Below are 15861 nucleotides of genomic sequence, written 5' to 3' on the forward strand. Positions count from 1 at the left end.
GGCCGCGCTGGGCGGCCTCCAACACAGGAGGAACAAATGAAGAACGACATCCCCACCATCGAAGAACTGCTGCGCATGCCCAAGGGCAAGCTTCAGGCGATGTTCAAGATCGCCACATTGGTAGCGTCCGATCGAACCCGGCCACTGACTGAGCGTGAAGTGGCGGCCAAGACCGTGAAGAACATCCGCCAAGCGCAGCCGCTGCATCCTGGACCGTAGACGCACCGCCATGTTTGGATGGGCGATTCGCCACAAACTCGCCACAAGTTCAAAACTGTTGGTTCGGACAATGGCGGATTTCTGCGGGTTTCGGCGGGTGGCCCGTTTGTGGCAAATCGGCAGATTTCTCAACGCTATGGAAAATTAATGCCTTCTAAGTCATTGATCTGATTGATGGAGCGGGTGAAGGGAATCGAACCCTCATAGCCAGCTTGGAAGGCTGAAAAGAACTGGCGGATTTCTGCGGCTTACAGGCTGATCGCCACAGATTCGCCACACGTTTTCAGAAGGTCGTTGACGAGGCTCTCGGCGGCGCGTTTTTTCTCCTCTTCGCGACCCTTGAGCAGGTGTCCGTATACGTTCAAGGTGATCTCCGCCTTCGAGTGGCCCATCGCTTCCTGAATGAGCTTTAGATCGAGCCGCTTCTCGATGAGCTTCGAGGCAAAATAGTGCCGCAAGGCATACGGCGTGTAGAGCGGCGTCAAGACCACCTTCTTTGACTTGCCACGCTGCTTGACGGGCGTCTTCTTCTCGACGACGAGCCCCGCCTCTCTCATGAGTGGCCTCCATGCGCTCGTGGCAAAGTTGTTGAGCATGAGGGGCTTACCGCTGTCGGTCGGGAACACAAGGTTGAGTTCCGAGGCCGGGCAGTCTTCCTTCCAGGCGAAGATCATGTCGGTCACCAAGCGTGGGAGATAAATGGTTCGCCTGCCCGCTCTGGATTTAACCGGGCCAATGACGCCTGACTTGTCCGCGCGCTGCACGACCTCAACACGGTCCCTGTGGATGTTGTCCCAGGTAAGCCCCCGATACTCGGACGGACGCATGCCGGAGAAGGCAGCGAGGTAGACGATAGGCCGGTAACGCGCCCAGCATTTGCGCATGAAGTCGTTCTTGCTGCCCATACGGTCGGCAGCGGCCAGGATGGCGCGCATCTCGTCGTCCGACGGGATATCTACGTCTGCATCGTCGTCCTCGTAACGACCGTGCGCTTTGATGGTGATGCCATGCGCAGGGTCGGTGTCGATCTCGTCCTGATGCTTCATCTCGATCAGCATCGAATGAAAGGACGAGAGCGTGCGGCGTGCCAAGTCGCGACTCTTGTTGGTCAGAAGCCAGTTGCGGAACTGAACGCAGTCAGCGGGGCGTAGCTCAGTTAGAGGCTTGTCCCAGGCGTACTCGCACATCACGCTGGCGCGGCGGCGATACTCCTTGAGCGTCTCTCGCTCTACCACCTCACGGCCATCGCGTCCGATCTTCTCGCAGATGTCCAGCCAGCGTTGAACGGCTTCAGGCACCGTCAGAACGGTGGCCTTGGGCGGCCGGTTTCGGGTACCTGCGGTTTCGCGGAAGGCTACCGCTTCCTTGCGCGTGTCGAACGATTTGTACGCATAGCCGGTCTTCGTGCCTGGCGCGGCATATCGGACCTGATACGTGGTGCCCTTTGCGCCTGTTCTCTTCCTGATGTCTGACATGAACCAGGCTTACCGCACTCATGGACTCGGGTCAAAGGGTTTCGGAGAAGAGGGCGAGCGCGACGGCTGAACATGCGCAGCGCGCTCGGCGTCAATCTGACAGCGCATGTAGATTTCCAGAAGAGTTCCACGTTCGATCTTGAGACGACCGTCGATGGGATCGACGAAGAAGGGGAGCTTGCGGCGACCTGCCGCATCAGGATCGGCTGCACGCTTGATTTGCTTATGGGTCAGCTCGATTCCGATCTCAGACAGCGCCTGCCGCGCCTCGTCAAGTCCAATGTAGAAGGGCGGCTTTATCATCGGACTTGCCCCGCCTACAGCTTGAAGTCATCGGCGGCGGAACGATACGGGCCGTCGCAATCAAGCTTCTTTACGCTGCGTCCATAGCGACGCGGCTCCACGTTGTGGCCTTTGCCGTCAGTTGGGTTGACGTAGAGCGTGGCACCGCGCGAGAACTTCACGGCGAAGTCGTCCTCCAGTTCGTGCAGCTTTTCGAAGATGGCTTGCCGGATGTCGGCGATCGACATCTCTCCGTGAATGAGTATCTGCATGGACGGCTCCCTTCCAACCAACGCAACCTTGGGTTTTCATAACTTCAGTCTGCACCCTCACTCACTAAGAAATGGTTAACGACGTTGGAAAAGCGTTGGGGAATCTGGGGCTTGCACGTCTCGTGGTACGTGAACACCCGCCTTTGTCCGCGGTAGCCCTTTACCGCCGGAAAAGGGGCGAGCTCCCGCGAGGAACACGCGAGGACCGACGAACAAGGACGCTCTTAGATTGGTGACACTGTCAATGGAGGGCGTGATGTCAGACAGCTACTTCTCGACCAGGGACCTGTGCGTGCGCTACCGCTGCTCGGCGCGCACATTGTTCCGGCGCATGAAGCGCGAAATCAACCCGTTCCCACCACCCTGCATGCAGCACGCCGGAAGCTTCAATCTCTGGGACGCGAGGGAAGTCACGGAATGGGAGCAGCGTGAGCGTGCGCACACGCGCGCGCGGGCATTCGGTCGAACTGAGGAGAGCTTGGCGCTATGACCACGCCCACACTGCGCAAGCTTCCGGGCGGCTGCTATGCGATCACACTGTGTCTGCCGCCCGACATCGCGGCCTTTGCGCAGGTCGAGTGCCTTGCACGAGGCTTCGCAACGCCGGATGGATTTCTGAGCTGTGTTCTCAACACGGCGATGTTCGCGGAGATGGAGGCGGAGCCGCCACCCTGCCCGGTCGGATTCGACGATCGAGATGACGACATTCCCTTCTAAAGAAACGTCGGCCCCCGGCGGTAGTCCGGGGCCACGCCCCTCATGGTGCCGTTAAGCTTTCCAGCCGCCGAAGCCACGCCGTGTAGGCCTCGGCCTGCTCCTGCAGATAGTCGTGGTGGTCGTAGACCTGCCACGCACCAGGCATCCGGTGACCGAGCATGATTTCGGCGATGTGCGGAGCCGTGAGCGTCGAGAAGTTCGTCCGCGCCGTGCGCCGGAGGTCGTGCACCGACCAATGCTCCATCTCGAACCCCTCATGCCGCCGCAGCCACTGCATGACGTTGTAGGGCAGCGCCAGTGGCGCACTCGTGCCCATCGGCTCGTCGCTACCGGCGTTGGTAAAGAGGTAGCGGCTCCCATTGCTCAGTGCCATCGCCTCCTTGACCAGCGGAGCAATGCCGGGCGGGATCGGGCGCAGGAGCGGCTTGCCGGTGGCGTGGCCGAGCTTGTGGTTCTCGGGCGGCACAGTCCAGACGCTGCGCTCAAAGTCGAAGTGGGTTTTCTCTGCGGCCCGCAGTTCGCCGTTGCGGCATCCGTAGATGAGGCAGAGCTTCAGGAAGAGCCTGTTCTTGGCGGCCATGCGGGAACGCTCAATGGCACGCCAGAAGCGCGCGATCTCATCGGCTGAGAACGTGCGCGAGCCCGGGAGCTTCTTGATTTGCAGGTCTTCCTTGGCATTGATTCCGGCGAGGGCGCTCGCGGCAACCAGCTTCCGACGGACTGCCCACTTCAGCATCTGCTTGGCGTTGACGAGGATGCGCTCGGCGATGCCGGGCCTTGCCTCCGCCTGCTTCTCCAACAGATCGAGCCATTGATGCAGGGTCACCTGCTCGGCAGGCAGCTTGCCGATCAGCGGAAACACGTGAAGCTCGAAGGACCGGAGGATGTCGTGGTGCCCCTTCTTGTTCTTCGTGCAGTAGGCCGCATACCACTGACGAAACAGTGATTCCACGGACTCCGCCTTGAGGATGGCCTGCCGGTCCAGCAGGCGGATGATCCTAGGATCGTGGCCCTGCTCGTGGCGTGCGCGGAGACGTTGTGCCTCGACCCGAGCCTCCTTGAGCGACATCTGCGGATAGGTGCCGAGGTCAAGTCGGGAGAACTTGCCGTCGTAGCGGAACCGCAACTGGAACGTGATCTTGCCCTTGGGCGTTACGCGGACGCCCAAGCCGTCGCGGTCGCCATGTTCGGCCAGGCGGGGCCGTTCCTTCCCATGATGGGCCTTGAGCCAAGTGTCGGAGAGCGCCATTTCGCACCTATGTGTGTACATAGCGCGAAGCGGGTTGCGAGAGCGGATTTTATGTACACGGCTATGTACACGTTGCCCCTGTCTGCACCTGTCGCGCCGTGGCTTTACTTGACCACGGCGACGGGTGCGCCTTCCTCGTCTGTTCCTCGCAAACGGCCTGGCCGTGGCGCGGCCTGACCCTGCTTGACCTAGAGCCCGATGTGGGGGTGGGAAATGATGGCGAAGGTGCGGCGGCGGCGCGTTTCGGCGGCGTAGGGAGAGGACACAGGCGGGCTCCAGGGCAACCCGCCATTTTCGCAGACGGCAGCGCGCCCGCCGTGCGGACCGGGGCTTTGGGGCGGCGCTCGCGCCGGGCGATCAGCCCAGGGCCGGCACGGGCTGCGCCGCGCGGCGGCCCTGCTGGCGCACGCGGGGCGTCCAGTCGAGCAGCTCCAGCCGGCCGTCGGCATGCTCGGCCAGCGCCGTCAGGCTCTCGACCCAGTCGCCGTCGTTGCAGTACAGGATGCCGTCGATCTCGCGCATCTCGGCATGGTGGATGTGGCCGCAGACCACGCCCTGCATGCCGCGGCGCTCGGCCTCGCGGGCCACGGCCTGCTCGAAGTCGCCCATGTAGCTCACGGCGCGCTTGACCTTGTGCTTGAGGTACTTGGACAGCGACCAGTACGGCAGGCCGATGCGCGCGCGCAGCGAATTGAAATGCCGGTTCAGGCGCAGCGTGAATTCGTAGAGCGAGTCGCCCACGTAGGCCAGCCACTTGGCGCACTGGATGACGCCGTCGAACAGGTCGCCATGGATCACCCAGAGCTTGCGGCCGTCGGCCGTCTCGTGCACCCATTCGTCGGCGACCTCGATGCCGCCGAAGTTGTGGTGCAGGTACTTGCGGGCGAACTCGTCGTGGTTGCCCGGGATGAAGATCACCCGCGTGCCCTTGCGCGCCTTGCGCAGCAGCTTCTGCACCACGTCGTTGTGGGCCTGCGGCCAGTACCAGTGGCGCTTGAGCTGCCAGCCGTCGACGATGTCGCCCACGAGGTACAGCGTCTCGCACTCGGTGTTCTTCAGGAAGTCGAGCAGGGCGTTGGCCTGGCAGCCGGGCGTGCCCAGGTGCAGGTCGGAAATCCACAGCGTGCGAAAGCGCAGCACGGGGCGCTCGCCCCCGCCTTCGTCCTCGCCGGCATCGGACAGGCGACCGGCGTTGTCTTGCCAGGCGCGCAGGAAGGCGTCGTCGCGTTGCATGGGCCGTCAGCATCGGCGGCCTGCGTGACGCCCTCGTGGCGTTCGCGCGAAGAAGGCGTGACGGTGGTCGGGCCGTAAGCACCACCGTCGGTGGGCGCGGAGCCCCGCGGTTGGCACGCCGTTCAGAGACGGGCGCTCAGGCGCTGCAGCGCTGCACTTCGACGGTGGAGTGCCGGATTTCCTCGTGCATCGAGAAGCAGGCGCGCACGCCGTCGGCGTCCAGTGTGGGCGAGTGCGTGACGACCGTCACCGCGCAGGCATAGGCCCCGCGGCCCACGCGCCAGACATGCAGATCGGCCACACGGGTGTGCGAATCGGCCAGGCCGGTCTCGATGCCCTCGCGGATCTCCTCGGTGACCGGATGGTCCATCTCGCGGTCCAGTAGCACCGCGCTGGTCTGGCGCAGGAGGCTGCGCGCCCAGTTGGCCACCAGCACCGCGCCGACCACGCCCATCACCGGGTCGAGCCAGGCCCAGCCCAGGAACCAGCCGCCCAGCAGCGCGGCGATGGCCAGCACCGAGGTGGCGGCATCGGCCAGCACGTGCAGGTAGGCCGAGCGCAGGTTCAGGTCGTGGTGGTGGCCATGGTCGTGTCCGTGCTCACCGTGACCGTACCCATGCCCGCCGTGTGCATGGCCATGGCCATGGCCATGGCCATGGCCGTGTCCGTGGTCATGCCCGTGCGCGCCCGCCAGCAGCCAGGCACACAGCAGGTTCACCGCCAGGCCCAGCGCGGCCACGATCACCGCCTCGCGGTAATGGATCGGCTCCGGCGACCACAGCCGCTCCAGCGAGCCGAAGACCATCAGGCCCGCGACCACCAGCAGGAAGACCGCGCTGGCAAAGCCGCCCAGCACCTCGATCTTCCAGGTGCCGAAGGCGAAGCGCCGGTCGCGCGCCAGGCGGCGCGCCGCGGTGTAGGCGAAGGCACTGACGCCGATGGCCACCGCATGCGAGCTCATGTGCCAGCCGTCGGCCAGCAGCGCCATGGAGTTGAACCACCAGCCGGCGGCGATCTCCATGACCATCGCGGCGGCGGTGATGGCGAGCACCCAGCGGGTGCTGCGCTCGGCGGCGGGGTTGCCGGTGTCGAACTGATGGCTGTGCTGCCAGGGGCTGAGGTCGTGGGTATGCATGGCGGCGGCGATTCTGGCAGCCGCCCCGCCGTCCGGCTAGCTGCCGAACAAGTCCCCGTCGGCGCTGCGGCTGCTGGGCGCCGCCACGCCGAGGTGGCGGTAGGCCGCCAGCGTGGCGATGCGCCCGCGCGGCGTGCGCTGCAGGTAGCCCTGCTGGATCAGGTAGGGCTCGATCACGTCTTCGATGGTGCCGGACTCCTCGCCAATGCTGGCACCGATGTTGTCCAGGCCCACAGGACCGCCGTCGAAGCGGTGGATCACCGCTTCCAGCAGCTTGCGGTCCATCAGGTCGAAGCCTTCGGGGTCGACGTCGAGCATGGCCAGCGCCTTGTGCGCGATGGACTGGGTGATGCGGCCATCGCCCTTCACGTCGGCATAGTCGCGCACACGGCGCAGCAGCCGGTTGGCGATGCGGGGCGTGCCGCGCGAACGACGGGCGATCTCGAAGGCGCCCTCGGGGTCGATGGGCGCGTTGAGCAGGCCGGCGCTGCGGGTGACGATGAGCGTGAGCTCCTCGGCGGTGTAGAACTCCAGTCGCGCCACGATGCCGAAGCGGTCGCGCAGCGGGTTGGTCAGCATGCCGGCGCGCGTGGTGGCGCCCACCAGCGTGAAGGGCTGCAGGTCGAGCTTGATGCTGCGCGCCGCCGGCCCCTCGCCGATCATGATGTCGATCTGGTAGTCCTCGAGCGCGGGGTACAGGATTTCCTCGACGACCGGCGAGAGCCGGTGGATCTCGTCGATGAAGAGCACATCGTTGGGCTCGAGGTTGGTCAGCAGCGCCGCCAGATCCTTGGGCTTCTCGAGCACCGGGCCGCTGGTCTGGCGCAGGTTGACGCCAAGTTCGGCCGCGACGATGTGCGACAGCGTGGTCTTGCCCAGGCCCGGCGGGCCGAAAAGCAGCACATGGTCGAGCGCCTCGCGCCGCTTGCGGGCGGCACCGATGAAGATCTCGAGCTGCTCGCGCACCTTGGCCTGGCCCACGTATTCCTGCAGCAGCTTGGGCCGCAGGGCGCGCTCGATGGCTTCTTCGTTGGGCGAGGCGGGGGCCGCGGACACCACGCGCTGCGGTACCGGGGCGAAGTCGTCGGTGTGGATGGACATGTCGCGGGGTGAAGCGGCGGATTGTAGGCGGCGCCTGCCGCGGCCGGGACGCGGTCAGCCTGCATTCAGGCGGCAGAATCGACCGCTCCTGCCGCTCACCGTCAACACCTTGTCCATCTACCAGCTCAAGCCCCGCTTCCAGGCCCTGCTCCGCCCCCTGGTCCAACGCCTCGCCCGGGCGGGGGTCACGGCCAACCAGGTCACGATGGCGGCCTGCATCGTCTCCGTGACGCTCGGCCTGTGGCTGTTCTGGGCTGCCCCCTCACACGCGGCCTTCGCGCTGGTGCCGCTCTGGATGCTCGTGCGCATGGCCTTCAACGCCGTCGACGGCATGCTGGCCCGCGAACATGGTCAGCAGAGCGCGCTGGGTGCCTTCCTCAACGACCTGACGGACGTGGTGTCCGACGCGGCGCTGTACCTGCCCTTCGCGATGGTGGCGCCCTTTTCCGGCTTCTGGGTGGGCGTGGTGATCGTGCTGGCGGGCCTGTCCGAATTCGCGGGCGCACTGGGGCCGACGGTCGGTGCCAGCCGCCGCTACGACGGGCCGATGGGCAAGAGCGACCGCGCCTTCGTGTTCGGCGCAGTGGGGCTGTACGTGGCCCTGGGCTGGCCGCTGCCGGCCGCGGCGGCCTGGCTGATGCCGCTGCTGGCCCTGGCCGTGGGCTGGACGGTGGTGCGCCGCGTGCGCGCCGCCCTGGCCGAACGCACCGCCGGATGAGCCGGCGCCGATGAGTTTCACAACAACCCCGGGGACGAATCACGCATGACGGCCACACCACGCATCGCCGAGGAACGGCACTTCCAGACGCACGACGGCGAATCGCTCTTCTATCGCCATTGGCCTGCCACCGGCAGCGCGCGCCGTGGGGCGGTGCTGCTCTTCCACCGCGGCCACGAGCACGGCGCGCGCATGGCGCATCTGGTGGACGAGCTGGACCTGCCCGACTTCGACTTCTTCGCCTGGGATGCCCGCGGCCATGGCCGCTCGCCGGGCCAGCGCGGCCACAGCCCCAGCTTCGCGCACTCGGTGCGCGACGTGCAGACCTTCGTCGAGCACATCGCCGCGCAGCACGGCGTGGCCGAGCAGGACATGCACGTCGTGGCCCAGAGCGTGGGGGCCGTGCTGATCTCGACCTGGGCCCACGACTACGCGCCGAAGGTCCGCGGCCTCACGCTCGCCTCGCCGGCCTTCAAGGTCAAGCTCTACGTGCCCTTCGCGCGGCCCGGGCTCGCCCTCATGCACAGGCTGCGGGGGCTGTTCTTCGTCAACAGCTACGTCAAGCCGAAGTTCCTCACGCACGACCCGGCGCGCATCGCCAGCTACCAGGCCGACCCGCTGATCACGCGACCCATCGCGGTCAACATCCTGCTGGACCTGTACGAGGCCGCGGAGCGCGTGGTCGACGACGCCCAGGCCATCGTGCTGCCGACGCAGTTGCTGATCTCCGGCGCCGACTGGGTGGTGCACCACGGGCCGCAGCATCGCTTCTTCGACCGGCTGGGCAGCCGCGTGAAAGAGAAGCTGGAGCTGCCCGGCTTCTTCCACGACACGCTGGGCGAGCGCGACCGGGCCGGCGCCGTGGCCGCGGTGCGCGACTTCATTCTGCGGCTCTTCGACGCTCCACCCGCGCCGGTCGACCTGCGCACGGCCGACCGCCAGGGCTTCACCGCCGACGAGGCGCGGGCACTTGCGGCCCCGCTGCCGGCGCTGTCGCCGCGTGGGCTGTACTGGGCCGCCACGCGCGCCGGGCTGCGCCTGGGCGGCCGGCTGTCCCGCGGCATCGCCCTGGGCCACGCCACCGGCTTCGATTCCGGCAGCACGCTGGACTACGTCTACCGCAACGAGCCGGCGGGCGCGCCGCTGGTGGGCCGGCTGGTGGACCGGACCTACCTCGACTCCATCGGCTGGCGCGGCATCCGCCAGCGCAAGCTGCATGTCGAAGAACTGCTGCGCGAGGCCATGGGGCGGCTTGCCCACGAAGGCCGGGAGGTGCGGCTGATGGACATCGCGGCCGGCCATGGCCGCTATGTGCTCGATGCCGCGGCAGGCAGTGCCGTCGCGCCCGTGTCGATCCTGCTGCGCGACTACAGCGACATCAACGTGCGCGATGGGCAGCGGCTCATCGCCCAGCGTGGCCTGCAGGACATCGCACGCTTCGTGCAGGCCGATGCCTTCGACCGCGCGAGCCTGGCCGCCGTCACGCCGCGACCCACGCTGGCCGTGGTGTCGGGGCTGTACGAACTCTTCCCCGACAACGACATGGTGGCCCGCTCGCTCGCCGGCGTGGCCGACGCCGTGGAGGCCGGCGGCTACCTGGTCTACACCGGCCAGCCCTGGCATCCCCAGTTGGAGATGATCGCCCGGGCGCTCACCAGCCACCGCCAGGGCCAGGCCTGGGTGATGCGTCGGCGCACACAGGCCGAGATGGACCAGCTGGTGGAAGCCGCGGGCTTTCGCAAGATCGCCCAGCGCGTGGACCACTGGGGCATCTTCACCGTCTCGCTCGCGCAGAAGGCATGACGAAGCGCCCCTGGAAGCGCGCCCTCGCCTGGCTGGCCCTGCTGGGGCCCTTCTTCTACCTGAGCTACGGCCTGGCCAACTGGTGGGCCGGCACGCGGCCGCAGGTGCCGTCGGTCGTGTTCGACTGGGAACGGAGCCTGCCCTTCTGGGCCTGGACCATCTTTCCGTACTGGTCGATCAATGCCTTCTATGCGCTGTCGCTGTTGCTCGGCCGCACGCGGCATCTCGTGGACCGGCATGCGGCGCGACTGCTGACGGCGCAGGTCGTGGCCGTCAGCTGCTTCGTGCTCTGGCCGCTGGGCTTCAGCTTCGGGCAGCCGGCAGTGGAAGGTGCGCCCGCCTTCCTGTTCGAGGCGCTGCGCGGCTTCGACAAGCCCTTCAACCAGGCGCCCTCGCTGCACATCGCGCTGGCCGTGATCCTGTGGGACTGGTACCGGCAGCTCATCCGCCCGCGCTGGGCGCGCGCGGTGCTGCACGTGTGGACGCTGCTGATCTGCGCCTCGGTGCTGACCACCTACCAGCACCACTTCATCGACATCCCGACCGGCGCACTGCTGGGCCTGCTGTGCGTGTGGCTCTGGCCGCTGGAGCGGCAGGTGGCGCTGCCGCGCGCCTGGCGGTGGGCGCGGGACGGCGGGCGCTGGCGGTTGGCCGGGGCCTACGCGGTGGGAGCCCTGCTGTGCCTGGCCCTGGCGCGGCAGTGGGGCGGAGGGTTCCTGTGGCTGGGCTGGCCCGCCGCGTCGCTGGCCCTGGTGGCGCTGAACTACGCCGGCTTCGGCGCGCGCGGCTTCCGCATGGACCGGCACGGCCGGATGCATTACGCCGCGCGCTGGCTCCTGGGCCCCTACCGGGCCGCGGCCGCCGTCAACGCGTGGGCCTGGACGCGCAAGCTGCCGGCCCGCGTGGAGGTGGCGCCGGGTCTGTGGCTGGGACGCCTCCCCTCCCAGGCGGAGTGGCAGGCCGCCGGCCGGCCGCGGCTGCTGAGCCTGTGCGCCGAACTGCAACTGCCACGCGTGCCGGGCGCCCGCTGCGTGCCGATGCTGGACCTCGCCACGCCCTCGCCGGCCCGGCTGCGTCGGGCCGTCGCGGTGCTGGAAGGCCAGCGGGGCTCCGGCGATGGCGCCGTGTGGGTCTGCTGCGCACTGGGCTTTTCGCGCAGTGCTGCGACAGTCGTGGGCTGGCTGCTGCGGCACGGCGGTGCGTCCGAGCTGGCCGCCGCGGAGGCGATGGTCCGGCGCGCGCGGCCGCAGATCGTGCTGCGTGCGCCGTGGCGGGCGGCGCTGTCGGCCATGCAGAGCCCCGAGCCATTGCCGCGCCATCCATGACCTTGCCGTCGCCACCCCCTGATCCGCTGGCACGCAGCCGCTGCGCCGCCCTGGCCGCGCGACTGGCCGCCCAGCGGCCCGTGGCCGCCTGGAGCCTGTTGCTGTCGGCCGCCTGCCTCCTTGCCCTGACGGCGGTGGCCTCCGGTTGGGCCGTGCCGGCGAGCCGCCTTTGCCTTCCCGCCTGGGCGCTCGGCGCGCTGCTCGGCCTGACCGAACGCTACCTGGCGCTGCGCCTGCGCCTGGACGAGGGCCTGTTCGCAGCCCTCGCCCGCGGCGTCCTGCCCGACTTGGCCGCGATGGACGACGCGTTGGCCTGGCTGGGCCTGCGCCCCTCGTCGCCGGGCACCCCACGCCCGCTGGACGAGCGCCTGCGCGGCACGCAGGCCCTGATGCGTCGGCATCTGGGCGTCGCATTGCTGCAGACCCTCTGCGTCCTGATCGCCCTCATCGCCGGCCTCCACGCCGGCCTGCCTTCGCCATGAACGACATCCTCGACTCCGACACACCGCCCGCGCGCGTCCTGCTGCGGCAGGCCGGCGCCTTCGTTGCCGCCCGGGCCATCGTGCTGGTGGCCAACCTGCTCACCGGCGTGCGCGCCATCTGGAGCGGCACCACGCCGGTGGCCGAGACCACGCTGTACTTCGCCAACCATTCCAGCCATGGCGACTTCGTGCTGGTATGGGCCACGCTGCCGCCCGACCTGCGGGCGATCACGCGGCCTGTCGCCGGGCAGGACTACTGGCTGGCCTCGCGGCTGCGCCGCTTCATCGGCCAGGACGTGTTCAATGCGCTGATGATCCGCCGCGACGGCAGCGGTGCGGCGGGCGGCGCGGCCACCAATCCCGTGGAGCAGATGGTGCAGGCGCTGGAGGCCGGCGATTCGCTGATCATGTTCCCCGAGGGCACGCGCAACACGGGCGATGCGGTGATGCTGCCGCTCAAGAGCGGCCTCTTCCACATCGCCCGCGCCTGCCCGCAGGTGCGGCTGGTGCCGGTGTGGATCGAGAACCTCAAGCGCGTGCTGCCCAAGGGGCAGCTGGTGCCGGTGCCGCTGGCCTGCTCGGTGCGCTACGGCGCGCCGGTGGTGCTGGCCGACGGCGAGGACAAGGCCGCCTTCCTGGCGCGCGCGCAGCAGGCCATGCTGGACCTGCGGCCTGACCATGACAAAGCGGAGGAACGATGAGCCCCATCACCCACACCACCCTGATGCTCTTCGGCGGCGTGGCCGGCGTGCTGGTGCTGGCCTCGGCCATCGGCGCGCTGCTCAAGTGGCGCGTGGCCCACGGCGCGCCCCATTCGGTCATCGACAACCTCAACGCCCGGGTCAATGCCTGGTGGGTGATGGTGGCCGTGATCGGCATCGCCTTCGCCTTCGGCAAGCTGGGCGTTATCCTGCTGTTCTACCTGGTCTCCTTCTACGCCCTGCGCGAGTTCCTGAGCCTGACCTACACCCGGCGCGGCGACCACCTGGCCATGGCCGCAGCCTTCTACGTGGCGCTGCCGGTGCAGTACTTCCTGGTCTGGATCGAGTGGTACGGCATGTTCGCCATCTTCATCCCGGTGGAGGTGTTCCTCATCCTGCCCATCCTGTCGGCCCTGGGCGGCGACACGCAACGCTTCCTGGAGCGCACGTCCAAGGTGCAGTGGGGCCTGATGGTCTGTGTGTTCTGCATCAGCCACGTGCCGGCGCTGCTGACGCTGCACATCCCGGGCTTCGAGGGCCGCAACCTGCTGCTGATCGCCTTTTTGGTGATCGTGGTGCAGGGCAGCGACGTGCTGCAGTACGTGTGGGGCAAGCTCATGGGCAAGCGCAAGGTCGCGCCGGAGCTGTCGCCTTCCAAGACCTGGGAAGGGCTCATCGGCGGCGTGGCCAGCGCCACGCTGCTGGGCGCGGCGCTGTGGTGGGCCACGCCCTTCGCGCCCTGGCAGGCCGCGCTCATGGCCTTCATGATCTGCATGATGGGCTTCTTCGGCGGGCTGGTGATGTCCGCCATCAAGCGCGACCGCGGCGTGAAGGACTGGGGCACCATGATCGAAGGACATGGCGGGATGCTGGACCGGCTCGATTCGGTGATCTTTGCCGCGCCGATGTACTTCCACGCGCTCCACTATTGGTGGGTTCCTTGACCCACCCCCAGGCTTCGCACTTCGCGCTCCGCCTCCCCCTCAAGGGGGCACATCCAGCGGCCCGGCAAAGCCGGTTCCGCGGATGTCCACGCGTGGCCTGCTCCGCGGCCTTTCGAGCAAAAGTCAGCGGAACCTGAGCGCCTACTTCGCCAGCGCCTTCAGCGCCATCTTGATGCCCTCGCTCACGCCCACGTCCTTGGGCAGGGCCTTGAGGGCGGCGGCGCCTTCCTTGTCGTTGTAGCCCAGCGCCAGCAGGGCCTGCAGGATGTCGGCCTGGGCGTCGCTGGCGGGCTGCGCCGCGGCGCCGGCGGTGCCCACGGCGTCGCCCAGCTTGCCCTTGAGCTCCAGCAGCAGCCGCTCGGCCGTCTTCTTGCCGATGCCGGGAATCTTCACCAGCCGGCCCGGCTCCTGCAGCGCGATGGCCTGCACCAGCTCGCCCACGCTCAACCCGGACAGGATGCCCAGCGCCGTGCGCGGCCCCACGCCCGCGATCTTGATCAGCTGCCTAAAGGCCGCACGTTCTTCCGCCGAGGCGAAGCCGTAGAGAATCTGGGCATCCTCTCGCACGATGAAGTGCGTGAGCAGCGAGACCTTCGCGCCCACCTGCGGCAGGTTGTAGAAGGTGCTCATCGGCACGTCCACCTCGTAGCCCACGCCGCCGCAGTCGATCACGATCTGCGGCGGGTTGCGTTCGGCCAGGGTTCCGGTGAGTTTTCCTATCATGACTTGCTTGCCGATCCTTCGATTCCATCTGCCAGAGAAAAAAGCCGCGTGATTCTCCGCCACAGCTTCACCCCCGCGAACAACAGCCGCTTGTCCCACCTGTGCGGCCCCATGGACGCGCACCTGCGCCGCATCGAGGAGGCGCTGGAGGTCAAGATCGCCCACCGCCACGAGCTGTTCAAGATCGACGGCCCCAAGGCCCGCGCCGAACGCGCGCTGGAGGTGCTGCAGGCCCTGTACGAGATCGCCCGGCATCCGCTCGACGCCGCCATGGTGCAGCTCACCCTGGCCGGCGACGGCCAGATGGCCGAGGCCGAGGACGGCGCCCTCACGCTCGCCACCCGCCGCGGTGACCTGCGCGCACGCACGCCCAACCAGAGCGTGTACCTCGACAACATCGCCAACCACGACATCACCTTCGGCATCGGCCCGGCCGGCACCGGCAAGACCTACCTGGCCGTGGCCTGCGCGGTCGATGCGCTGGAGCGCAGCAGCGTGCAACGCATCGTGCTCACCCGCCCGGCGGTGGAGGCCGGCGAGCGCCTGGGCTTTTTGCCCGGCGACCTCACGCAGAAGGTCGATCCCTACCTGCGCCCGCTCTACGACGCGCTGTATGACCTGATGGGCTTCGAGAAGGTCACCAAGGCCTTCGAGCGCAACGCGCTGGAGATCGCGCCGCTGGCCTTCATGCGCGGGCGCACGCTCAACAACGCCTTCGTCATCCTGGACGAGGCGCAGAACACCACGCCCGAGCAGATGAAGATGTTCCTCACCCGCATCGGCTTCGGCAGCAAGTGCGTGGTGACCGGCGACATCAGCCAGATCGACCTGCCCAAGACGCAGACCAGCGGCCTGGTGGAGGCCGAGCGCGTGCTGCGCCGGGTGCAGGGCCTGGCCTTCACCCGCTTCGACACCGGCGACGTGGTGCGGCACCCGCTGGTGGCGCGCATCGTCGATGCCTACGACGCCTCCCGCAAGCGCAGCAGCAGCGCAAAGGCCGACTGATGGCGATGCCGCCCCTCTCCCTGTCGCTGCAGTTCGGCCACATCGACGCCCTGGCGCGCCACCGCGCCGCCCTGCCCCGCCACCGCGTGGCCCGCTGCATCCGCCATGCGCTGGAGGCGCCCGGCGAGATCACCGTGCGCATCGTCGACGCCGAGGAAGGCCAGCAGCTGAACCGCGAGTTCCGTGGCAAGGACTACGCGACCAACGTGCTCACCTTCGACTATGCGCAGTCCCCGATGGTGATGGCCGACTTGGTGCTGTGTGCGCCGGTCGTGGCCCGCGAAGCGAAGGAGCTGGGCGTGACCCTGGCCGACCATTACGCGCACCTCCTGGTGCACGGCACGCTGCATGCGCAGGGCTGGGACCATGAGACTGGCGACGAGGATGCCGAGGGGATGGAAGCGCGCGAGATCGAGATCCTGGCCGGGCTGGGCGTGCGCAATCCGTATCGGGGTCGCTGAGAGCACGCCTTTCACA

At 67.8% G+C, this 15861-nt stretch carries 19 protein-coding genes; 11 read left to right on the forward strand and 8 right to left on the reverse strand.

The window, feature by feature from the left end; genetic code table 11:
- Positions 1 to 36: 36 nt before the first annotated feature.
- The gene (locus KBC94_RS12415) at positions 37 to 219 is read left to right on the forward strand and encodes a hypothetical protein (protein WP_294370413.1); all 183 of its coding nucleotides are present in this window, start codon (positions 37 to 39) and stop codon (positions 217 to 219) included.
- 248 nt (positions 220 to 467) lie between these two features.
- On the opposite strand, the gene KBC94_RS12420 is transcribed toward KBC94_RS12415, so the two are convergent.
- Genes KBC94_RS12420 through KBC94_RS12430 form a run of 3 tightly spaced genes read right to left on the reverse strand, consistent with a single transcriptional unit; the run spans position 468 to position 2248 of the window.
- Positions 468 to 1694, reverse strand: a complete 1227-nt coding sequence (locus KBC94_RS12420) for a site-specific integrase (RefSeq protein ID WP_294370417.1) — start codon at positions 1692 to 1694, stop codon at positions 468 to 470.
- 18 nt (positions 1695 to 1712) lie between these two features.
- Positions 1713 to 1997 (reverse strand): hypothetical protein, encoded by a 285-nt coding sequence (locus KBC94_RS12425; protein ID WP_294370419.1) that lies wholly within the window; start codon positions 1995 to 1997, stop codon positions 1713 to 1715.
- A 14-nt stretch (positions 1998 to 2011) separates the two neighbouring features.
- Positions 2012 to 2248, reverse strand: a complete 237-nt coding sequence (locus tag KBC94_RS12430; RefSeq protein WP_294370421.1) for a hypothetical protein — start codon at positions 2246 to 2248, stop codon at positions 2012 to 2014.
- A 256-nt stretch (positions 2249 to 2504) separates the two neighbouring features.
- On the opposite strand from KBC94_RS12430, the gene KBC94_RS12435 reads away from it, so the two are divergent.
- Both KBC94_RS12435 and KBC94_RS12440 read left to right on the forward strand, forming a co-directional pair.
- Entirely contained in the window at positions 2505 to 2738 is a 234-nt protein-coding gene (locus tag KBC94_RS12435; protein ID WP_294370422.1) for a hypothetical protein, read from the forward strand.
- Positions 2735 to 2965, forward strand: a complete 231-nt coding sequence (locus KBC94_RS12440) for a hypothetical protein (protein ID WP_294370424.1) — start codon at positions 2735 to 2737, stop codon at positions 2963 to 2965. Before KBC94_RS12435 ends, KBC94_RS12440 begins: the two co-directional genes overlap by 4 nt.
- A 40-nt stretch (positions 2966 to 3005) precedes the next feature.
- On the opposite strand, the gene KBC94_RS12445 is transcribed toward KBC94_RS12440, so the two are convergent.
- From KBC94_RS12445 to ruvB, 4 genes are all read right to left on the reverse strand, one after another.
- A complete protein-coding gene (locus KBC94_RS12445) occupies positions 3006 to 4214 on the reverse strand; it encodes a site-specific integrase (RefSeq protein WP_294370426.1) in 1209 nt (402 codons plus the stop codon).
- A 357-nt stretch (positions 4215 to 4571) separates the two neighbouring features.
- Positions 4572 to 5447, reverse strand: a complete 876-nt coding sequence (locus KBC94_RS12450) for a UDP-2,3-diacylglucosamine diphosphatase (protein WP_294370428.1) — start codon at positions 5445 to 5447, stop codon at positions 4572 to 4574.
- 136 nt (positions 5448 to 5583) lie between these two features.
- Entirely contained in the window at positions 5584 to 6582 is a 999-nt protein-coding gene (gene dmeF / locus KBC94_RS12455; RefSeq protein ID WP_294370429.1) for a CDF family Co(II)/Ni(II) efflux transporter DmeF, read from the reverse strand.
- A gap of 36 nt (positions 6583 to 6618) precedes the next feature.
- Entirely contained in the window at positions 6619 to 7683 is a 1065-nt protein-coding gene (ruvB, locus tag KBC94_RS12460; RefSeq protein ID WP_294370431.1) for a Holliday junction branch migration DNA helicase RuvB, read from the reverse strand.
- A 109-nt stretch (positions 7684 to 7792) separates the two neighbouring features.
- Here ruvB and KBC94_RS12465 point away from each other — a divergent pair, with 109 nt between their 5' ends.
- Genes KBC94_RS12465 through KBC94_RS12490 form a run of 6 tightly spaced genes read left to right on the forward strand, consistent with a single transcriptional unit; the run spans position 7793 to position 13656 of the window.
- A complete protein-coding gene (locus tag KBC94_RS12465) occupies positions 7793 to 8401 on the forward strand; it encodes a CDP-alcohol phosphatidyltransferase family protein (RefSeq protein WP_294370433.1) in 609 nt (202 codons plus the stop codon).
- 45 nt (positions 8402 to 8446) lie between these two features.
- Positions 8447 to 10204 (forward strand): bifunctional alpha/beta hydrolase/class I SAM-dependent methyltransferase, encoded by a 1758-nt coding sequence (locus KBC94_RS12470; protein WP_294370435.1) that lies wholly within the window; start codon positions 8447 to 8449, stop codon positions 10202 to 10204.
- Positions 10201 to 11529: a phosphatase PAP2/dual specificity phosphatase family protein gene (locus KBC94_RS12475; protein WP_294370436.1), complete on the forward strand. Its 1329-nt coding sequence runs from the start codon at positions 10201 to 10203 to the stop codon at positions 11527 to 11529. Before KBC94_RS12470 ends, KBC94_RS12475 begins: the two co-directional genes overlap by 4 nt.
- Positions 11526 to 12011 carry a hypothetical protein gene (locus tag KBC94_RS12480; protein WP_294370438.1) on the forward strand — a complete coding sequence of 162 codons (486 nt, stop codon included), beginning with the start codon at positions 11526 to 11528 and terminating at the stop codon, positions 12009 to 12011. The genes KBC94_RS12475 and KBC94_RS12480 overlap by 4 nt, the downstream gene beginning before the upstream one ends.
- Entirely contained in the window at positions 12008 to 12712 is a 705-nt protein-coding gene (locus tag KBC94_RS12485; RefSeq protein WP_294370441.1) for a 1-acyl-sn-glycerol-3-phosphate acyltransferase, read from the forward strand. The genes KBC94_RS12480 and KBC94_RS12485 overlap by 4 nt, the downstream gene beginning before the upstream one ends.
- Positions 12709 to 13656: a phosphatidate cytidylyltransferase gene (locus tag KBC94_RS12490; RefSeq protein ID WP_294370443.1), complete on the forward strand. Its 948-nt coding sequence runs from the start codon at positions 12709 to 12711 to the stop codon at positions 13654 to 13656. The genes KBC94_RS12485 and KBC94_RS12490 overlap by 4 nt, the downstream gene beginning before the upstream one ends.
- A gap of 141 nt (positions 13657 to 13797) precedes the next feature.
- Here KBC94_RS12490 and ruvA read toward each other — a convergent pair whose 3' ends face one another.
- The gene (gene ruvA / locus KBC94_RS12495) at positions 13798 to 14379 is read right to left on the reverse strand and encodes a Holliday junction branch migration protein RuvA (RefSeq protein WP_017761470.1); all 582 of its coding nucleotides are present in this window, start codon (positions 14377 to 14379) and stop codon (positions 13798 to 13800) included.
- 48 nt (positions 14380 to 14427) lie between these two features.
- On the opposite strand from ruvA, the gene KBC94_RS12500 reads away from it, so the two are divergent.
- Both KBC94_RS12500 and ybeY read left to right on the forward strand, forming a co-directional pair.
- On the forward strand, positions 14428 to 15384 hold the full coding sequence (locus tag KBC94_RS12500) for a PhoH family protein (RefSeq protein ID WP_294370447.1): 957 nt from the start codon (positions 14428 to 14430) through the stop codon (positions 15382 to 15384).
- The gene (gene ybeY, locus KBC94_RS12505) at positions 15384 to 15845 is read left to right on the forward strand and encodes an rRNA maturation RNase YbeY (RefSeq protein WP_294370449.1); all 462 of its coding nucleotides are present in this window, start codon (positions 15384 to 15386) and stop codon (positions 15843 to 15845) included. The genes KBC94_RS12500 and ybeY overlap by 1 nt, the downstream gene beginning before the upstream one ends.
- Positions 15846 to 15861: the final 16 nt, after the last annotated feature.

The sequence above is a fragment of the Pseudacidovorax sp. genome (assembly GCF_017991995.1).
In the GTDB taxonomy this organism is placed as follows: domain Bacteria; phylum Pseudomonadota; class Gammaproteobacteria; order Burkholderiales; family Burkholderiaceae_C; genus Xenophilus.